Origin of the sequence: Pseudomonas sp. C5pp (genome assembly GCF_000814065.1) — a bacterium.
GTDB classification, from domain to species: domain Bacteria; phylum Pseudomonadota; class Gammaproteobacteria; order Pseudomonadales; family Pseudomonadaceae; genus Aquipseudomonas; species Aquipseudomonas asiatica.
On sequence record NZ_JWLN01000001.1, the window covers coordinates 140,248 to 160,052 of the forward strand.

The 19,805-nt window shown below is 62.2% G+C and carries 18 protein-coding genes; 5 read left to right on the forward strand and 13 right to left on the reverse strand.

Going from position 1 to position 19,805, the window contains the following annotated elements; genetic code table 11:
* Positions 1 to 32 precede the first annotated feature (32 nt).
* The gene (locus tag RR51_RS00650; RefSeq protein ID WP_013974815.1) at positions 33 to 1,373 is read left to right on the forward strand and encodes a hemolysin family protein; all 1,341 of its coding nucleotides are present in this window, start codon (positions 33 to 35) and stop codon (positions 1,371 to 1,373) included.
* A gap of 33 nt (positions 1,374 to 1,406) precedes the next feature.
* Here the strand turns inward: RR51_RS00650 and RR51_RS00655 are convergent, their stop codons facing one another.
* From RR51_RS00655 to RR51_RS00690, 8 genes are all read right to left on the reverse strand, one after another.
* Positions 1,407 to 2,303, reverse strand: a complete 897-nt coding sequence (locus tag RR51_RS00655) for a M23 family metallopeptidase (protein WP_013974816.1) — start codon at positions 2,301 to 2,303, stop codon at positions 1,407 to 1,409.
* Positions 2,304 to 2,542: 239 nt separating this feature from the next.
* A complete protein-coding gene (locus RR51_RS00660) occupies positions 2,543 to 3,445 on the reverse strand; it encodes a response regulator (RefSeq protein WP_039612345.1) in 903 nt (300 codons plus the stop codon).
* A gap of 164 nt (positions 3,446 to 3,609) precedes the next feature.
* Entirely contained in the window at positions 3,610 to 4,380 is a 771-nt protein-coding gene (gene phoU / locus RR51_RS00665; protein WP_013974818.1) for a phosphate signaling complex protein PhoU, read from the reverse strand.
* A 63-nt stretch (positions 4,381 to 4,443) separates the two neighbouring features.
* Positions 4,444 to 5,277, reverse strand: a complete 834-nt coding sequence (gene pstB, locus RR51_RS00670; RefSeq protein WP_003258171.1) for a phosphate ABC transporter ATP-binding protein PstB — start codon at positions 5,275 to 5,277, stop codon at positions 4,444 to 4,446.
* 72 nt (positions 5,278 to 5,349) lie between these two features.
* Positions 5,350 to 6,966, reverse strand: coding sequence for a phosphate ABC transporter permease PstA (gene pstA / locus RR51_RS00675; RefSeq protein ID WP_170977512.1), 1,617 nt, complete (start codon positions 6,964 to 6,966; stop codon positions 5,350 to 5,352).
* Positions 6,967 to 7,037: 71 nt separating this feature from the next.
* A complete protein-coding gene (locus RR51_RS00680) occupies positions 7,038 to 9,326 on the reverse strand; it encodes an ABC transporter permease subunit (RefSeq protein WP_039612347.1) in 2,289 nt (762 codons plus the stop codon).
* A gap of 139 nt (positions 9,327 to 9,465) precedes the next feature.
* A complete protein-coding gene (locus RR51_RS00685; protein WP_003258169.1) occupies positions 9,466 to 10,464 on the reverse strand; it encodes a phosphate ABC transporter substrate-binding protein PstS in 999 nt (332 codons plus the stop codon).
* 224 nt (positions 10,465 to 10,688) lie between these two features.
* Entirely contained in the window at positions 10,689 to 11,978 is a 1,290-nt protein-coding gene (locus RR51_RS00690; protein WP_003258167.1) for an MFS transporter, read from the reverse strand.
* Between the two features lie 361 nt (positions 11,979 to 12,339).
* Between RR51_RS00690 and RR51_RS00695 the strand changes: the two genes are divergently transcribed.
* A complete protein-coding gene (locus tag RR51_RS00695) occupies positions 12,340 to 12,738 on the forward strand; it encodes an acyl-CoA thioesterase (protein ID WP_003253317.1) in 399 nt (132 codons plus the stop codon).
* Positions 12,739 to 12,809: 71 nt separating this feature from the next.
* The gene (locus RR51_RS00700; protein WP_039612348.1) at positions 12,810 to 13,706 is read left to right on the forward strand and encodes a D-hexose-6-phosphate mutarotase; all 897 of its coding nucleotides are present in this window, start codon (positions 12,810 to 12,812) and stop codon (positions 13,704 to 13,706) included.
* A 62-nt stretch (positions 13,707 to 13,768) separates the two neighbouring features.
* On the opposite strand, the gene RR51_RS00705 is transcribed toward RR51_RS00700, so the two are convergent.
* From RR51_RS00705 to purE, 4 genes are all read right to left on the reverse strand, one after another.
* Positions 13,769 to 14,302, reverse strand: coding sequence for a DUF3299 domain-containing protein (locus RR51_RS00705; RefSeq protein ID WP_371033897.1), 534 nt, complete (start codon positions 14,300 to 14,302; stop codon positions 13,769 to 13,771).
* Positions 14,303 to 14,350: 48 nt separating this feature from the next.
* Positions 14,351 to 14,596: a GlsB/YeaQ/YmgE family stress response membrane protein gene (locus RR51_RS00710; protein ID WP_039612349.1), complete on the reverse strand. Its 246-nt coding sequence runs from the start codon at positions 14,594 to 14,596 to the stop codon at positions 14,351 to 14,353.
* A gap of 96 nt (positions 14,597 to 14,692) precedes the next feature.
* The gene (locus RR51_RS00715; protein WP_013974827.1) at positions 14,693 to 15,775 is read right to left on the reverse strand and encodes a 5-(carboxyamino)imidazole ribonucleotide synthase; all 1,083 of its coding nucleotides are present in this window, start codon (positions 15,773 to 15,775) and stop codon (positions 14,693 to 14,695) included.
* A 10-nt stretch (positions 15,776 to 15,785) separates the two neighbouring features.
* Positions 15,786 to 16,277 carry a 5-(carboxyamino)imidazole ribonucleotide mutase gene (purE, locus tag RR51_RS00720; protein WP_003253304.1) on the reverse strand — a complete coding sequence of 164 codons (492 nt, stop codon included), beginning with the start codon at positions 16,275 to 16,277 and terminating at the stop codon, positions 15,786 to 15,788.
* Between the two features lie 270 nt (positions 16,278 to 16,547).
* On the opposite strand from purE, the gene RR51_RS00725 reads away from it, so the two are divergent.
* A complete protein-coding gene (locus RR51_RS00725; protein WP_039612350.1) occupies positions 16,548 to 17,174 on the forward strand; it encodes a hypothetical protein in 627 nt (208 codons plus the stop codon).
* Here the strand turns inward: RR51_RS00725 and RR51_RS00730 are convergent.
* The gene (locus RR51_RS00730; protein WP_013974829.1) at positions 17,166 to 18,083 is read right to left on the reverse strand and encodes a LysR substrate-binding domain-containing protein; all 918 of its coding nucleotides are present in this window, start codon (positions 18,081 to 18,083) and stop codon (positions 17,166 to 17,168) included. The genes RR51_RS00725 and RR51_RS00730 overlap by 9 nt on opposite strands.
* A gap of 182 nt (positions 18,084 to 18,265) precedes the next feature.
* Here RR51_RS00730 and aspA point away from each other — a divergent pair, with 182 nt between their 5' ends.
* Positions 18,266 to 19,690: an aspartate ammonia-lyase gene (gene aspA / locus RR51_RS00735; protein ID WP_003260072.1), complete on the forward strand. Its 1,425-nt coding sequence runs from the start codon at positions 18,266 to 18,268 to the stop codon at positions 19,688 to 19,690.
* Positions 19,691 to 19,805: the final 115 nt, after the last annotated feature.

Sequence of the window (19,805 nt, forward strand, 5' to 3'; positions counted from 1 at the left end):
ATCTCGAAGACGGACCCCGTAAAAACTCCATCATGGACCCTTCCCCTGGTATCAGCCTCACCTCGTTATTCGCCGATTTCGGCATGATCATCTTTGCCTTGCTCCTGGTGCTGCTCAACGGCTTCTTCGTTGCCGCCGAGTTCGCCATGGTCAAGCTGCGCGCTACCCGCGTCGAGTCCATCGCCGAGTTGCATGGCTGGCGTGGCAGCATCCTGCGCAAAGTACACAACCAGCTCGACGCCTACCTGTCGGCCTGCCAGCTGGGGATCACCCTCGCCTCGCTGGGCCTGGGCTGGGTCGGTGAACCGGCGTTCGCCCACCTGCTCGAGCCGCTGCTGGCATACCTTGGCGTGGACACGCCCGAGCTGATCAAGGCGATCTCGTTCTTCGTCGCCTTCTTCGTCATTTCGTACCTGCACATCGTGGTCGGTGAGCTGGCGCCCAAGTCCTGGGCCATCCGCAAGCCAGAGCTGCTGTCGCTGTGGACCGCCGTGCCGCTGTACCTGTTCTACTGGGTGATGTACCCGGCCATCTACCTGCTCAATGCCAGCGCCAACACCATCCTGCGCATTGCTGGCCAGGGCGAGCCCGGCCCGCATCACGAGCACCACTACAGCCGTGAAGAACTCAAGCTGATCCTGCACTCCAGCCGTGGCCAGGACCCGAGCGACCAGGGCATGCGCGTGCTGGCCTCTGCCGTGGAAATGGGCGAGCTGGAGGTGGTCGACTGGGCCAACTCGCGCGAGGACATGGTCAGCATCGACGCCCATGCGCCGTTGAAGCAGATCCTGGCGCTGGTACGCCGCCACAAGTTCAGCCGCTACCCGGTGTATGACGCCGAGCGTGAGGAGTTCACCGGCCTGCTGCATATCAAGGACCTGCTGCTGGAACTGGCCGAACTCGAGCACTTGCCCGAAACCATCGACCTCGACGACCTGGCCAGGCCGCTGGAGCGCGTGTCGCGGCACATGCCGCTGGCGCAGTTACTGGAGCAGTTCCGCAAGGGCGGCGCGCACTTCGTGCTGGTGGAGGAAGCCGATGGCAAGGTGATTGGCTACCTGACCATGGAAGACGTGCTGGAAGTGCTAGTGGGCGATATCCAGGACGAGCACCGCAAGACCGAGCGCGGCATCCTCGCCTACCAGCCGGGCAAGCTGCTGGTGCGTGGCGACACGCCGCTGTTCAAGGTCGAGCGCCTGCTGGGCGTCGACCTTGACCATATCGAGGCGGAAACCCTCGCCGGTCTGGTCTACGAGACGCTCAAGCGCGTGCCTGAAGAAGAGGAAGTGCTGGAGGTCGAAGGGCTGCGCATCATCATCAAGAAGATGAAAGGGCCGAAGATCGTGCTGGCCAAGGTGCTCAAGCTGGATTGAGGGCCAGGGGGCTGCAAAGCAGCCCCAAAAATCTCAAGGGTTACCCGCAGTGAAGTCAGGCAACCCTCCGATCGGCCTGTCGAACCGATAAGGTATCGATTCCAGCGCCAACCCCACATTGCGCTGTACCACGAAATGCAGGTGCGGCCCGGTGCTGTTGCCGGTATTGCCCGACTTGGCCAGCATCTGCCCCTGCCGCACCCGTTGCCCCTCTGCCACCACCACCGAACCGCGCATCAGGTGCAGGTAGACGCCCATGGTGCCATCCGGGTGCAGGATCCTGACGAAATTGCCCGAGGGGTTGGGGCCGCGCCCGCTCTGGCTGTTCTCCGTCTTCACCACCACCCCTTCCCGCGCCGCGATGATGGTGGTGCCTTCGGGCATGGCGATGTCCATGGCGTAACGCCCCTTGGGCCCAAAATGACTGACCCGGCCATTGGGGCCCTGAGTCACGCGGAACGGCCCGCCAATCCAGGGGAATGCATAGCGGAAGCCCTGGGGCCGCTTGCCCGGGTCGCCCATGGCCTGTAGCAGGGTCGAGCGGTAGTTCAGCAGCATCCCGGGGCGCCCCCTGAGCACGCTGAGCATTTGCGTGGTGCGCGGCGGCAGTACGCGGCGCACGGTACGCGGGGCATTGCCACCTTGTGCGTTCACCAGGTTGTCCAGGCGCAACTCCACCTCCACTGGCACGTGTAGCTGGTTGCGGGCCGAAAAGCTCACGCCGCCGTTGAAGGTTATCGCGTTCAGCAGAACCTGGCCTTCGGGCACCTCGACCATAGGTACGCGCCGCACAAAGGTTTTGGCACCGGGGCCGGGCCGGTCGGAATAGGAGGTCACACGGCCATCATCGGTGATCTCGTAAATGGTCATGCCCAGGCTCGACGCCGAGGCCATGAGCAATGCACAGAACAGCAGCAGGCGGGCGGGCATGATAGTGGCTTTTTGACAGTTATGGTTTGTCGAAGCCTAGCAGGGGGTTTTGCGACGGGTATGACAGTTGGTCGGATGGCCCGGGGTTGCGCAGCGTTTTGTAGGAGCAGCCTTGTGCTGCGAATGGGCTGCGGAGCAGCCCCGGCAATGCTTGCGGCGGCATTGATACCTGGGGGCTGCTTTGCAGCCCATTCGCAGCACAAGGCTGCTCCTACAAAAAGTGCGGTGTGAGGCTGCGGTCAGGCGCCCGGGGTGAAATGCTTCTGCGCCGTCCCGCGGGCAATCAGCCGCGACAGGTAGTCGAGCTTCTGGGCATCCTGATCGACGAACTTGAAGGTCAGTTGCAACCAATCGCTGTCGGGCTTGGGCTCAAGTGCCGCGACGGCATGCAGGTAGCCGTTCAGGCGCGCAACTTCGGCGCTCTCGCCCTGTTCCAGGTCCAACACTGCGCCTTCCAGTACTTGGGGAAGCGCTTCGCCACGGCGCACCACCAGCAGCGCCTCCTTCAGGCTCAGCGCCTTGATCACGCACGGCTGCATGCCGCCGGCCAGGCGCAACTGGCCCTGGCCACGACCGGTCGGCGCGGGAGTGGCGGGCCGGGGGGCATTGGCCACTGGCCTGGCGGGTGCGGTTGCAGGTGCCGGAGCTGGCGCCGCGACCTTCACCGCTTCAGGCTTGCCGGCTGTCAGCGCATTCAGCGAGTCATTGGCGAACGCCGAGTTGACCCGTGCCGGGCCGCTGGACATCAGGCTGTCGAGCTTGCCGACCTTGGTCAGGGCCTTTTTCACCTTGGTCAGCAACTGCTCGTTGGTGAACGGCTTGCCGACAAAATCGGAAACGCCCGCCTGAATCGCCTGGATGACGTTTTCCTTGTCGCCACGGCTGGTCACCATGATGAATTGCAGGTTCTTCAACTCAGGCTGCTGGCGGCACCAGGTGAGCAGTTCCAGGCCGGACATTTCCGGCATTTCCCAGTCGCACAGAACCAGGTCGAACGCTTCCTTGCCCAGCATGGCCATTGCCTTGCGACCGTTGACGGCGTCGTCGATGGTCATGCCCGGAAAGGCATTGCGCAGGCATTTGCGGACCAGATCACGGATAAACGGGGCGTCATCCACGACCAGCACATTCACTTTACTCATCGATACTCCTTCTGAATCCCGACTAGCCTACCGCCGAATAATGGCCACTTGCTACAACCTGGTCACGCCGGGACTTCTTCACATCGTTCGCGGGTGCCTGCCGGCTCCTCGACCGCAAACGAAAACGCCCGGCCAAGGCCGGGCGTCGATGCTCGGGAGCAACCTTACTTATCGTCAGGTTCAGCCGGAACATTAGCGTTTTCGCCGTCGGAAACAGCAGTGCCTTGCACTTCTGCCGTCATGCGCTTGAGGCCCATGTGACGCACGTCGGTGCCGCGCACCAGATAGATCACCAGCTCGGAGATATTGCGCGCATGGTCGCCGATACGCTCCAGCGAACGCAGGACCCAGATCACGCTCAGTACCCGCGAGATCGAGCGCGGGTCTTCCATCATGTAGGTCACCAGCTCACGCAGGGCGGTCTTGTATTCGCGGTCGATGGTCTTGTCGTACTGGGCCACCGATAGCGCCAGGTCGGCGTCAAAGCGGGCAAAGGCATCCAGCGCGTCGCGGACCATGTTGCGTACCTGGTCGCCGATGTGGCGCACCTCGACATAGCCGCGCGGTGACTCGCCTTCCTCGCACAGCTGGATGGCGCGGCGGGCGATCTTGGTCGACTCGTCACCGATGCGCTCCAGGTCGATCACCGACTTGGAGATGCTGATGATCAGACGCAGGTCGGAGGCCGCCGGCTGACGACGGGCGAGGATGCGCAGGCACTCCTCGTCGATGTTGCGCTCCATCTGGTTGATCTGCTCGTCGACTTCGCGCACTTGCTGGGCCAGGCCCGAGTCGGCTTCGATCAGCGCAGTGACTGCGTCGTTGACCTGTTTTTCGACCAGGCCGCCCATGGCCAGCAGGTGGCTACGCACCTCTTCGAGCTCGGCGTTGAACTGCTGGGAAATGTGATGCGTAAGGCTTTCTTTGTTGATCATCGTTCGCTCCGCGAAGAAGCTGCAAGCTTCAAGTAGTTCATGTCGTGCCCTGGCTGGCCAGGCTTAGCCGTAGCGACCGGTGATGTAGTCTTCGGTCTGTTTCTTCGCCGGGTTGGTGAACAGGGTGTCGGTATCCCCGAATTCGACCAGCTTGCCCATGTACATGAACGCGGTGTAGTCCGAAACACGGGCCGCCTGCTGCATGTTGTGGGTCACGATGACGATGGTGTACTTGGATTTCAATTCGTAGATCAGTTCCTCGACTTTCAGGGTCGAGATCGGGTCCAGTGCCGAGCACGGTTCGTCGAGCAGCAGCACTTCCGGCTCCACGGCGATGGTGCGGGCGATGACCAGACGCTGCTGCTGACCACCGGACAGGCCCAGTGCCGAATCGTGCAGGCGGTCCTTCACCTCGTCCCACAGTGCCGCGCCCTTCAGCGCCCATTCGACCGCTTCGTCCAGCACGCGCTTCTTGTTGATGCCCTGGATGCGCAGGCCGTACACCACGTTTTCGTAGATGGTCTTTGGGAACGGGTTGGGTTTCTGGAACACCATGCCCACACGACGGCGCAGCTCGGCCACGTCTTCGCCCTTGCGGTAGATGTTATTGCCATACAGGTTGATGGCGCCTTCCACGCGGCAACCATCAACCAGATCGTTCATGCGGTTGAAGGTGCGCAGCAGGGTCGACTTGCCGCAGCCGGACGGGCCGATAAAGGCGGTCACGCGCTGCTTGGGAATGTTCATCTGCACATCGAACAGCGCTTGTTTGTCACCGTAGAACAGGCTCAGGCCCGGCACTTCGATGGCTACGGTTTCTTCGGCCAGGCGCAGGCTCTGCTTGTCGCGGCCCAGGGCAGACATGTCGATGCCGTGGGTATGGGATTCTTGCTGCATGGTCAACTCCATACGCTAACAATTCGTTTCTAAGGGCCGCCCGTTTCACGGGCGGCACGCTTGCAATCAGGATCAGCTGTCGAGTGCCTTGTACTTCTCGCGCAGGTGGTTACGGATCCACACGGCCGAGAGGTTGAGGGCCGCGATCACCAGCACCAGCAGCAACGCCGTGGCGTATACCAGCGGCCGCGCGGCTTCTACGTTGGGGCTCTGGAAGCCGACGTCATAGATATGGAAGCCCAGGTGCATGATTTTCTGGTCCAGGTGCAGGTACGGGTAGTTCCCGTCCACCGGCAGGGATGGAGCCAGCTTTACCACACCCACCAGCATCAGCGGCGCCACTTCACCGGCGGCGCGGGCCACGGCGAGGATCATGCCGGTCATCATCGCCGGGCTGGCCATCGGCAGGACGATCTTCCACAGGGTCTCGGCCTTGGTAGCGCCCAGGGCCAGCGAGCCTTCGCGCACTGTGCGCGGGATACGCGCCAGGCCTTCCTCGGTGGCCACGATCACCACCGGCACGGCCAGCAGCGCCAGGGTCAGCGATGCCCACAACAGGCCTGGGGTACCCAGGGTTGGCGCCGGCAGTGCTTCGGGGAAGAACAGGCGGTCGATCGAGCCACCCAGCACGTAGACGAAGAAGCCCAGGCCGAACACGCCGTAGACGATCGCGGGTACACCAGCCAGGTTGTTCACCGCGATGCGGATCAAGCGGGTCACCGGGCCCTGTCTGGCGTATTCGCGCAGGTACACGGCAGCCAGCACACCGAACGGGGTGACGATCACGGCCATGATCAGGGTCATCATCACAGTACCGAAGATGGCCGGGAAGATACCGCCCTCGGTGTTGGCTTCACGCGGGTCATCGCTGAGGAACTCCCAGACCTTGGTGAAGTAGGTGCCCAGCTTGGTGAACCCCGACATGGCGTTAGGCTGGATGGCGTGCACCACCTTGCTGAGGTTGATTTCCACTTCACGGCCGTTGCCATCACGGGCCACCAGGCTGTCGCGGGCGAAGGCCTGGTGCAGACCGGTCAGGCGGTCTTCGATGGCCTTGTAGCGACTGTTCAGCTCGGCGCGCTCGGCGTCCATGTCGGCCTGGGCGGCGGCGTCCAGCTTGCCGTCCAGCTCCAGCTTGCGCGCTTGCAGACGCAGGCGCTCGAGGCCATGGTTGATGGCACCGATGTCTTTCTTTTCGAGGCTTTGCAGTTCGCTGTTGAGCTGGTTGGCACGCTTGAGGCGGGCCTGCAGCTCGGCCCAGGCCGCAGCGCCTTCGGCGACCACGCGGCCTTCTTCCTTGACGCTGACCAGGTAGCCGTAGAAGTTGCCCCACTCGCGGCGCTCCAGGGCGACCAGGTCGGTCGGGTGCCTTTCGTCGACCAGCCAGTCGCCGACCACCCAAGTGAAGTCGCTGCCGTTGAGGTCGCGGTTGCCCACCTTGATCAGCTCACGGGTCATGAACTCCGGGCCTTGGTCAGGCACTGGCAGGCCGGCGCCCTTCAGACGGGCACGGGGTACTTCTTCCTTTTGCACCACTTCGCCAATGACGACATGGTCGGCCTGGCCCGGCACCTTGTAGGTAGCCTGGACAAGATCGGCCGGCCAGAAGTGGCCCAGGCCGCGTACGGCAATCACCGCCAGCAGGCCAACGGTCATGATCACTGCCATGGCCACCGCGCCGCCGCTCATCCAGACGCCTGGGGCGCCGCTCTTGAACCAGCCTTTGAGGGAATCCTTTTTCACGGATCGCTACCTTTCTATCAAAGCGACGAGTATTTCTTGCGCAGACGCTGGCGAATCAGCTCAGCCAAGGTGTTCATGATGAAGGTGAACATCAGCAGCACCAACGCGGCCAGGAACAGCACGCGGTAGTGGCTGCCGCCGACTTCCGATTCCGGCATTTCCACGGCCACGTTGGCGGCCAGGGTGCGCATGCCCTCGAACAGGTTCAGCTCCATCACCGGGGTGTTGCCGGTGGCCATCAGCACGATCATGGTCTCGCCCACCGCACGGCCCATGCCGATCATCAGCGCCGAGAAGATACCTGGGCTGGCGGTGAGGATGACCACGCGAGTCAGGGTCTGCCATGGCGTCGCTCCCAGGGCCAGGGAGCCCAGGGTCAGGCTGCGCGGCACGCTGAACACGGCGTCTTCGGCGATGGAGTAGATGTTCGGGATGACCGCGAAGCCCATGGCGATACCCACGACCAGGGCATTGCGCTGGTCGTAGGTTATCCCCAGGTCGTTGGTGATCCACAGGCGCATGTCACCGCCAAAGAACCAGCTCTCGAGGTGCGGGCTCATGGTCAGGGCGAACCAGCCGGTGAACAGGATGACCGGGATCAGGATCGCCGCTTCCCAGCCATCCGGGATACGCAGGCGGATCGACTCGGGCAGGCGGGTCCAGGCGAAGCCGGCCAGCAGGATACCGAGCGGCATCAGCAGGAACAGGCTGAACACGCCCGGCAGGTGGCCTTCCAGGTACGGGGCCAGGAACAGGCCGGCGAAGAAGCCGAGGATCACCGTCGGCATCGCTTCCATCAGTTCGATCACCGGCTTGACCTTGCGGCGCATGCCCGGGGCCATGAAGTAGGCGGTGTAGATGGCCGCGGCAATCGCCAGCGGGGCCGCCAGGATCATGGCGTAGAACGCAGCCTTGAGGGTACCGAAGGTCAGCGGCGACAGGCTTAGCTTGGGCTCGAAGTCGGTGTTCGATGCGGTCGATTGCCAGACGTATTTCGGCTCGTCGTAGTTCTCGTACCACACCTTGCCCCACAGCGCGCTGAAGGAAATTTCCGGGTGCGGGTTGCGCAGGCTAAGTGGCAGCAGCTTGCCGCCTTCTTCGATGATGATGCGGTTGGCACGTGGCGACAGGGCCAGGATGCCAGGGCCTTCGGCGGCCGGTTCGACCAGCAGGGTACGGTGCGCGGTGCTGTGGAACACGCCCAGCTCGCCTGCGGCGTCGAGGGCGACGAAGCCCTTGCGGCGCTCTTCGGCGTCGATCTGCACGACCGCGGCCTTGCCCATCTGGAAGGTGCGGATCAGCTTGAAGCGCGATTCGCCATCCGGGTCACGTGCCATGAACCACTGGGCCAGGCCGCCCTTGGAATCGCCGATGATCAGCGAGATGCCGCCGACCAGCTGGGCGGTGGCGGTAATTTCGGTGTCGGCGCTTTCAGACAGCTTGTAGCGGCCGTTGAGGCTCTTGTCGCGCAGGTTGAACACGTCCGCGGTGGCGCGGCCGTTGATCACGTACAGCCACTGCTGACGCGGGTCGATGAAGATGTTCTTCACCGTTTCGGTCATCTGCGGCAGTTCGATGCGGTTCTGCTCGGTGGTGACCTCTTCGGTCATCATGTTTTCAGTGCGGGTCAACTCGACCACCTGCAGGTGCGCGCCGGTGGAACCGGCCAGCAGCAGGGTGTCGCCATTGACGTTTACGCTGACATGATCCAACCCACGCCCCTGCTCGTCGAGCACGAACGGCTGCTCGCCGTACGGGTAGTCGATGCCGGGGTCGATGGTTTTCTTGTTGTCCGGGTAGGTGATCTTGTAGGTGTGGTGAAACACCAGCGCCTGGCCATTGGACAAGCCCAGCACCACCAGCGGGCTGCCCGGCTGGTCGGCACTGATCGAAGTGACCTGGGTGCCTGCCGGCAGTGGCAGGTCGACACGCTTGAGCTCGTTACCGGTCTTGGTATCGAAGAACAGTGCCTGGCCCTTGTCCGAAACACGCATGCCCACCAGGTTCTGCTCTTCAAGCGCGATCATCAGCGGCTTGCCGGCATCCTGTTGCAGCCAGGTCGGCTCCAGGGCTTTCTTGCTGGTCAGCTCGGCGCCCTGGAACAGCGGCAGCACCACATAGGCCAGATAGAAGAAGATCAGGGTGATAGCCGCCAATACGGCAAGCCCGCCCACCAGTACATACCAGCGGGTCAGGCGGTCCTTTAGCGCGCGCATGCGGCGCTTGCGTTGCAACTCCGGCGTATTGAAATCAATCCGCACGGGCTGGGAGTTTTGGGTCATGTTGGAATTGGCCAGATCATTCATGCGCACACCCTAGCGGTCCCGTGTGACAAAAACATTACAAAGTGGTGACGCACGAAAGCCCGCCGCACAGGAAACCTGGCTTCGGACTGAAATTTCGTGGAAGAGGCCGGGCATCAGCGCCGGCCTCCCCCTCAGTTACTTACTTCTTTGCGACGTTACCGGCGTGGGACAGGCCCAGGTCAGCCAAGGTCTTGTCGACGACTTTGGCCGGCAGCGGAATGTAGCCATCCTTAACCACGACCTGCTGGCCAGCTTGCGACAGCACCAGCTTGACGAATTCGGCTTCAAGCGGGGCCAGAGGCTTGTTCGGCGCCTTGTTGACATAGACGTACAGGAAGCGCGACAGCGGGTAGGTGCCGTTCAGAGCGTTGGCTTCGTTGTCCTCAATGAACTCACCGCCTTCCTTCTTGGCCAGGGCCACGGTCTTGACGCTGGCGGTCTTGTAGCCGATGCCCGAGTAGCCGATGCCGTTCAGCGAGGAGCTGATCGACTGCACGACCGAAGCCGAGCCAGGCTGTTCGTTGACGTTAGGCTTGAAGTCGCCTTTGCACAGGGCTTCTTCCTTGAAGTAGCCGTAGGTGCCCGATACCGAGTTACGGCCGAACAGCTGCACGGGCTTGTTGGCCAGGTCGCCGGTCACGCCCAGGTCACCCCAGGTCTTGACGTCGGCTTTGCCACCGCACAGGCGGGTGGAAGAGAAGATGGCGTCGACCTGGGCCATGGTCAGGCCTTTGATCGGGTTGTCCTTGTGCACGAACACAGCCAGGGCGTCTACGGCGACCGGGATGGCGGTCGGTTTGTAGCCGTACTTCTGCTCGAAGGCCTGCAGCTCGACGTCCTTCATCTTGCGGCTCATCGGGCCGAGGTTGGCGGTGCCTTCGGTCAGCGCGGGTGGCGCGGTGGAGGAGCCGGCAGCCTGGATCTGGATGTTTACGTTCGGATATTCCTTCTTGTAGGCCTCGGCCCACAGAGTCATCAGGTTGGCGAGGGTGTCCGAACCGACGCTGGAGAGGTTGCCCGAAACACCGGTGGTCTTGGTGTAGGTCGGGATCGCAGGATCGACAGCGGCTACCGCGTTGGCGGTTGCAACGCCAGCGGCGGCAAAGGTGAGGGCCGCCATCAAACGCTTCAGTTTCATGCCTTGCTCCTAGCAGGAATATTGGGGTGTTGGATGGAACGGGCCCAAGTATCTGCAGGCCGCATGAATACGATATGACTTGAATATGACAATTGGATGAAAGGCCATCATCAAAAGCAGGTCTGGCCTCTTCGCGGCTAAAGCCGCTCCCACAGGTGCGGCATTGCCTTGAAGCCGGTGCGATTTCTGTAGGAGCGGCTTTAGCCGCGAAGAGGCCAGCAGCCTTAACGCTTGTTGGCCAGGAGGTACAGGCCAACAACCAGACCAACGGCACACAGCCCCGCCACATAGTAGGCCGGCGCCATCGGGCTCACTTTCAACAGCGCAGTCACCACCATCGGCGTCAGCCCGCCAAAGATCGCGTAGGCCACGTTGTACGAGAACGACAGCCCGCTGAAGCGCACCACCGCCGGGAACGCCTTGACCATCACATAAGGCACCGCGCCAATCACGCCCACGCACAGGCCGGTCACTGCATACAGTGGGAACAGCAGTTCGGGCCGGGTCGGCAGGCTGTGGTAGAAGGTCCAGGAGGTCGCCAGCAGCAGCAGGCTGCCGATCACGAACACCCGGCCCGCGCCGAAGCGATCGGCCAGGCTGCCAGCGCCGATGCAGCCGAAGCTGAGCAGCACGATGGCCAGGCTGTTGGCCTTGAGCGAGTCGGTGGGGCTGATGTGGTAGATGCTCTGCAGCAGCGCCGGAGTCATCAGGATGAGCACCACGATGGCGGCTGACAGCATCCAGGTCAGCAGCATCGACAGGATGATCGCGCCGCGATGGTCACGCAGCACCGCGCGCAACGGCAGCTCCTCGGCCAGCGCCTTGCGCTGCTGCATCTCGGCGAACACCGGGGTTTCGTGCAGCCAACGGCGCAGGTACACCGAGAACAGGCCGAATACACCGCCGAGCAGGAACGGGATACGCCAGGCGTAATCGGCCACTTCCTGTGCGCTGTAGACGCTGTTGATCAGGGTCGCCACCAGCGAGCCAAGCAGGATACCCGCGGTCAGCCCTGCGGTGAGGGTGCCGCAGGCGTAGCCGGTGTTGCGCTCTGGCACGTGCTCGGACACGAATACCCAGGCGCCCGGTACCTCGCCACCGATGGCCGCGCCCTGGATCACGCGCATCAGCAGCAACAGGATCGGCGCCCACATGCCGATCTGTGCATAAGTGGGCAGCAGGCCCATGATCAGCGTCGGCAGGGCCATCATGAAGATGCTCAGGGTGAACATCTTCTTGCGCCCGAGCAGGTCACCGAAGTGGGCCATGATGATGCCGCCCAGCGGCCGCGCCAGGTAGCCGGCGGCGAAAATGCCAAAGGTTTGCATCAGGCGCAGCCATTCGGGCATGTCAGCCGGGAAGAACAGCTTGCCGACCACTGTGGCGAAGAACACGAAAATGATGAAGTCGTAGAACTCCAGCGCGCCGCCCAGGGCGGACAGTGAGAGGGTCTTGTAGTCACTGCGGGTCAGCGGCCGCGAAGGCTGCTCGATACTGCTCGGCACGGAAGTCATCGCTCATTGTTCTCTTTGTGGGCATGCAGGCCGCTTGGCATGCGGCTTCTGGATTGGGAGACAGGCGAAGATAGCAAATTGCTGAGCTGCGCCGAAAGCGATACAAAATCCCTATACATATTCATGAATGCGCGGTCGTCGCTGGCCGTTATGCTCTATATACTGGCACTTCGTAGGAAAAGGTTGCTCCTAACGTGGGATGTTGTGCGAAAACGCCGGTCATTACTGTCAGGCGGTTTCGCAGAGTTTCCCTACGGCCGCCCAGTGAAACGAAATCGGCGTAGCATGTTTCAAGCTGAATCGTTTACCCGGCCTTTGCGCCACACCAACGAAAAGCGTCACGGGTCAGAGGCCCCATCGCATGATTGAGCTCGAACAAGAAGATCCAATCCCGCAAGGCGACCTGGCCTTGCAGATCACCGCACTCCCGCGCGAAACCAACGGGTTTGGCGACATCTTCGGCGGCTGGCTTGTCGCCCAGATGGACCTGGCCGGCACCGCCATGGCCAGCCGTGTCGCCGGCGGCCGCGTGGCCACCGTGGCCATCGACCGCATGGCCTTTCTGGTCCCGGTCGCCGTCGGCGCGCAGCTATCGTTCTATACCCAGACCCTGGAAATCGGCCGCAGCTCGATCCAGATGATGGTCGAAGTGTGGAGCGACGACCCGCTGTCCAGCGAATGGCGCAAGGTCACCGAAGCAGTCTTCGTCTTCGTCGCTATCGACGGCAGTGGCCGCACCCGCTCCGTACCTCGTCGCTGAGCCACGCCGGCGGTAAACTCATTGCATGTGCCCGGGTCCAAGGCCCACTGGCAATCAATGAGATGAATGCAATGGCTACCTTCCAGGTCGTAACCGAGCAACATGGCGAACTCAACTGCTGGCGTATCAGCAGTGACCACGCCGAACTACTGATCGCCCAGCAGGGCGCGCAGATCCTCAGCTACCAGCGCGTTGGCCAGCCACCGCTGCTGTGGCTGAGCGACCAGGCCATCTTCCGTAAGGGCAAGTCGGTACGCGCCGGTGTGCCGGTGTGCTGGCCGTGGTTCGGCAACCTGCAGCGCAACCCCCAGGCCGTGCAGGCCATGTACCACGGCGAACAGGCACCCGCCCACGGCCTGGCGCGCGCGCGCGACTGGCAATTGCTGGGTATCGAGGAGGCGGGCGAAGGCCTGCGCATCGAATTCGAACTGCCGGAAGCGCAGGGTGACCTGCCTGGCTGGCCTCATGACGTCGAGCTGAAGCTGGTAGTGGAGCTGGGCGAGGACCTGCGGCTGAACCTGACCAGCCGGAACATGGGAAATACCCCCGTCACCATCAGCCAGGCACTGCACAGCTACTTTGCCGTCAGTGATGTGCGCCAGGCGCGGGTCGAAGGGGTGGAAGGGCTGAGCTATATCGAGACCCTGGCTGACTGGGAGCAGCGCCAGCAGAAGGGGCCACTAGGGTTTGCCGGGGAGACTGACCGGATCTACCTGGCGACCCCGCAAACTCTTAGCATCGTCGACCCGCATTGGGAGCGGCGCATTACCTTGACCAGCAGTGGGTCTCGCTCGGCGGTGATCTGGAACCCTTGGACTGAACGGGCCAGGGAACTGCCAGACATGGCCGACGATGGGTGGCAGCGGATGCTGTGCATCGAGACGGCGAATGTGTGGGATGACCTGGTGGAATTGAAGCCTGGGGGCAGCAGCTCGCTGGGGGTCAGGATTGGCTGTGAAATGATCTGAGTCTTGCAGTGCCTATGCGGGCCTCTTCGCGGGCTTGCCCGCGAAGAGGCCAGTGCAGGCGATCAGAGGTCTGCGTCCTCCACCACCCTCACCTTCCCGGCATCCAGCGCATAGGCCGCATCGGCCAGGTCATTGCTGACCTTCTCCACCTTCAGCTTGCCGCTGACCCACAGCGGTGTGTAGATATCATCGATCTTCAGACCCTTCGGGTAGCGCACCAGCACCAGCTGGTTCGGCGGTGGCGGCGGCACATGGATGCACGCGCCTGGGTACGGCACCAGGAAGAACAGCGTGCTGTTGCCCTTGGCATCGCTCTCCAGCGGCACCGGATAGCCCCCAAGGCGAATATCCTTGCCATTCATGGCCGCCACCGTCTTGGTCGAGTACATCACCGCCGGCAGGCCCTTGCTCTGCTTCAGGCCGCCCTTGTCGGTAAAGGTACCCATGGCTTCCGGCGAGTTGTGATCGATCTCGGGCATTTGCTCGAGGGCCTGCTGGTCCGACTCGGGCATCAGCTCCAGCCAGTCGGTTTCAGGCAGTTCGGCATGGGCCAGGGCGCTGGCCAGCAACAGTGGGGCGAGGAAAAAGGCACGCATGAAAATGCTCGGCAACTCCAATGAATTGCCGGGCATTCTAACCACTAATCAGCGCTTCTTGATGAATCCGTAAATCACCAGAAGGATCACGGCACCGACCAGCGCGCCAAGGAATCCCGCAGCCTGCCCGGCCTGATAGATGCCCAGTGCCTGGCCGCCGTAGGTGGCCAGCAGGGAGCCGGCAATCCCCAGCAGGATGGTCATGATCCAGCCCATGCTGTCGTCCCCCGGCTTGATGAAGCGGGCCAGCAGGCCGACGACAAGGCCGATGAAGATGGTTCCAATGATACCCATGGCAATCCCTCTGCAGTGAAGATGGAACAAGCCAAAGCCTAGACAGCGCTTTGGCTCGTTGCCATTTCAGAGGGCAAGCCGCTGGTAGAAGTTCGATCAGTTGCCGATCAGGGCTTCTACTTCGGCAATCTTGCGCTCGAGGGTGGCCATGTCGTGGCAGCGCAGGGTGGCGTGGCCAACCTTGCGACCGGCCTTGAACGCCTTGCCATAGTGATGCAGGTGGCAGTCACCGATGGCAACTACCTTTTCCACCGCCGGCACTTCACCGATGAAGTTGAGCATCGCGCTCTCGCCGACCTTGGCGGTCGAGCCCAGCGGCAGGCCGGCGACGGCGCGCAGGTGGTTCTCGAACTGGCTGCATTCGGCGCCTTCGATGGTCCAGTGCCCTGAGTTGTGCACGCGCGGGGCAATTTCGTTGGCCTTCAGGCCACCGTCCACTTCGAAGAACTCGAAGGCCATGACGCCTACGTAATCCAGCTTTTGTAGCACACGGCCGACGTAGTCTTCGGCCAGGGCCTGCAGCGGATGCGCCTGGCTGGCGACCGACAGGCGCAGGATGCCGCTTTCGTGGGTGTTGTGCACCAGCGGGTAGAAGCGGGTTTCACCATCACGGGCACGCACGGCTACCAGAGATACTTCACCGGTGAACGGCACGAAGCCTTCCAGCAGGCAAGGGACACTGCCCAGCTCGGCAAAGGTACCGACCACGTCCTCAGGCGTGCGCAGCACCTTCTGGCCCTTGCCGTCGTAACCCAGGGTGCGGGTTTTCAGCACGGCCGGCAGGCCGATGCTGGCCACCGCGGCGTCCAGGTCGGCCTGCGAGAGGATGTCGGCGAAGGCCGGGGTAGGGATACCCAGGTCACGGAACATGCTCTTTTCGAACAGGCGGTCACGGGCGATGCGCAGCGCTTCGGCGCTGGGGTACACCGGCACGAACTGCGAGAGGAAGGCCACGGTCTCGGCCGGGACGCTTTCGAACTCGAAGGTGACCAGGTCGACTTCGTCGGCCAGCTGACGCAGGTGGTCCTGGTCGCCGTAGTCGGCACGCAGGTGCTCGCCCAGCGGCGCGGCGCAGGCGTCCGGCGCCGGGTCGAGGAAAGCGAAGTTCATGCCCAGCGGGGTACCCGCCAGGGCCAGCATGCGGCCCAGCTGGCCGCCACCGATTACACCGATCTTCATGGGTTGAGCCTCAAGCCTGGCGCGGGTCTGGGTTGTCCAGCACGGTGTCGGTCTGTTCCGTGCGGAACTGCTTGAGCGCCGCGTGGTACTGCGGGTACTTGGCGCCGAGGATGCTGGCCGACAGCAGCGCCGCGTTGACCGCACCGGCACGACCGATGGCCAGGGTGGCAACCGGCACGCCGGCTGGCATCTGCACGATCGACAGCAGCGAATCGACACCCGACAGCATCGACGATTGCACGGGCACACCCAGCACCGGCAGGTGGGTCTTGGCGGCGCACATGCCTGGCAGGTGGGCAGCGCCACCGGCACCGGCGATGATCACCTCGATGCCACGACCCTCAGCCTCCTCGGCATACTGGAACAGCAGATCCGGGGTACGGTGGGCGGAAACCACCTTCACCTCGTAGGGAATGCCGAGTTTTTCCAGCATATCGGCGGTGTGGCTAAGGGTGGACCAATCGGACTTGGAGCCCATGATCACGCCAACCAGTGCACTCATCGTCGAGCCTCTCCTGCAAGCGCCTTCTGGCGCGCTAAAAGCAACAAGCCACGCAGGTGGGCCGGCGTGGCTTGTCATACGGATTCTAAATCGACCAGGTCGGCCGAAGGCGCGGGATTGTAGCGTATTTCAAGGCTCTGCGCCCACCCCCGCAAGCACATGTCGGATCAAAGGGCAAGCTGTCTCGCAGGACAACTTTTTCCTGCCGCCTCTGGGTTGACGAATACCAGACGCTTGTATCCCCGATCTCGAAAATTCAGGTACGTACATATGAGTGTTTCACGCCTCTTCGCGCTTTCGTGTGGCCTGGTACTCAGCTTGCAACTGCCAGCTGCTTCTGCTGCCCGCTCGCTTACCGTCACCGTCTATGTTCACGACGACCTTGCCGACATGAGCAATGAGCAATTGAACAAGGACTTCTTTCAGCATTGGCTGGACGAGATGCGCAGTTTCAGCCAACAGTCCATCGAGGTCATATTTCAACGCGAGGTAGAACACATTACCGATATTGCTTATGCAGGAATGCCGTCCGCTCAACTACTCGAGGCCTTCGCCCGGCAACTGCATGAACAACAGCGCCACCCATCCTTTTCCTTTATGGATAAACAACTGCTGCTGACGCGCAACAGCTATGATCACAGCGGCCTGAACTACAACGCAGGCCTTGCCTATCAGAAGCAAAACACGGCTATTGCGTCGGCAGGTGCATACGGTGCTCCAGCCCATGAAATCGGTCATTTGCTAGGCGCCACGCACGAAGATGCCGAACTGAAATTCAATGGCTGGGTGTGTGAAACGTACACCCACCCCCGTGTACCGGCCCGATCCAATTGCTACCGCTACAGCGACAAGAATCGCGCGAATATCGCGGACTACTTGAAATACAACTCAAACTGAAGCCTCACCTTGTGCGCCTGACGACTCAAGCTTGCGCCACAACAAGCGGACGTTGGCCTTGCGCACCAGTGCGCAGCGGTACAGACGAATTTCCAGTGGCACATGCCACTGGCTGCCGCCGCAGATCGCCAGTTCGCCCCGCTCCAGTTCGCCACGCATCGACAGGCGCGGCACCCAGGCGATGCCCATGCCCTCCAACGCCATGCTCTTGAGGCTGTCGGCCATGGCGGTTTCGTAGACGGTGGTATAGCGCAGGTTTCGCTGGCGCAGCAGCAAATTGACCGACCGACCGAGGAAAGCGCCGGCGGTATACGCCAGCAGCGGCACACTGCCCTCGCCTTCCAGGTCGAACAACGGCTTGCCGTCGGCATCCACGGCGCACACCGGCAACATTTCAGTGGTGCCCATGTGCAGCGACGGGAAGATTTCGGCATCCATCTGCAAGGCGGCATCCGGGTCATAGAAGGCCAGCATCAGGTCGCAGCCACCTTCACGCAATGCATGCACGGCATCTCCGACGTTGGTCGCAACCAGGCGGGTGGCGATGTTCAAACCATCGTTGCGCAACTGGGCCACCCAACGCGGGAAAAAGCCCGACGCCAGCGAGTGTGCAGCGGCCACCTGTACCACTTCACCTTGCCCGCCCTCCAGGTGATGCAAATGGCGGAGAATTTCGCTCAATTGGTCGACAACAGTACGCGCGGTGACGAGAAACAGCTGCCCGGCCTCGGTCAGTTCGATCGGCGTGCGGGAACGATTCACCAATTGCAGGCCCAAAGCTGCTTCCAGACTGCGTATACGCCGGCTGAAGGCAGGTTGGGTAACGAAACGCCGCTCTGCCGCCTGGGAAAAACTGCGGGTCGCAGCCAGCGCGCTGAAGTCTTCCAGCCATTTGCTTTCAAGGTTCACGAAGCACATCTCCTGGCGTGCACCAAAATGGAACACGCTCGAATATCAATTGGCGTCACATGAAACACTATGCCGTTTGTGCATAGGTTAGCGTGCAACAGCATTGGCCGCAAAATCACCTTCAGGCCTAGGATTGGCGCCATTCCGGCATGTGCCGGGTCAAAATCGAGATGATATACATCATGTCCTCCGCTGCATCGTTCCGCGTCGAAAAAGATTTGTTGGGTACCCTTGAAGTTCCTGCAGATGCCTACTACGGCATCCAGACCCTGCGCGCTGCCAACAACTTCCACCTCTCCGGTGTTCCGCTGTCGCACTATCCGAAGCTGGTCGTGGCCCTGGCCATGGTCAAGCAGGCTGCTGCTGACGCCAACCGTGAGCTGGGCCACCTGAGCGATGCCAAGCACGCTGCAATCACCGCAGCCTGCGCCCGCCTGATCAAAGGCGATTACCACGACCAGTTCGTAGTGGACATGATCCAGGGCGGTGCTGGTACTTCTACCAACATGAACGCCAACGAAGTGATCGCCAACGTTGCGCTGGAGGCCATGGGCCACCAGAAGGGTGAGTACCAGTACCTGCACCCGAACAACGACGTGAACATGGCGCAGTCGACCAACGACGCCTACCCGACGGCTATCCGCCTGGGCCTGCTGCTGGGCCACGACGCGCTGCTGGCCAGCCTCGACAGCCTGATCCAGGCCTTCGCTGCCAAGGGTAAAGAGTTCGACCACGTACTGAAGATGGGCCGTACCCAGCTGCAGGACGCCGTACCGATGACCCTGGGCCAGGAATTCCGTGCCTTCGCCACCACCATGACCGAAGACCTGCAGCGCCTGCGCTCGCTGGCCCCGGAACTGCTGACCGAAATCAACCTGGGCGGTACCGCCATCGGTACCGGCATCAACGCCGACCCTGGCTACCAGGCCCTGGCCGTACAGCGCCTGGCTGCCATCAGCGGCCAACCGCTGGTACCGGCGGCCGACCTGATCGAAGCCACCTCCGACATGGGCGCCTTCGTACTGTTCTCCGGCATGCTCAAGCGTACTGCAGTCAAGCTGTCGAAGATTTGCAACGACCTGCGCCTGCTGTCCAGCGGCCCACGCACCGGCATCAACGAAATCAACCTGCCAGCGCGTCAGCCAGGCAGCTCGATCATGCCAGGCAAGGTCAACCCGGTTATCCCGGAAGCCGTCAACCAGGTGGCCTTCGCCATCATGGGCAACGACCTGGCCCTGACCGTCGCCGCCGAAGGTGGCCAGCTGCAGCTGAACGTGATGGAGCCGCTGATCGCCTACAAGATCTTCGACTCGATCCGCCTGCTGCAACGTGCCATGGACATGCTGCGCGAGCACTGCATCGTCGGCATCACCGCCAACGAACAGCGCTGCCGTGAACTGGTCGAGCACTCGATCGGCCTGGTCACCGCCCTGAACCCGTACATCGGCTACGAAAACGCCACCCGTATCGCCCGCGTTGCCCTGGAAACCGGCCGCGGCGTACTGGAACTGGTGCGCGAAGAGAAGCTGCTGGACGACGCGATGCTCGACGACATCCTGCGTCCGGAAAACATGATCGCTCCCCGTCTGGTTCCGCTGAAGGCGTAACCAGGCTGCTGTAAACAGTCTCACCAGGTCGAGGGACTAGACACCTCTCAACCTTTCAAAGGCCCGAGCCTATGCTTCGGGCCTTTTTTTTTGCCTGAAGGATTTTGGGGCTGCT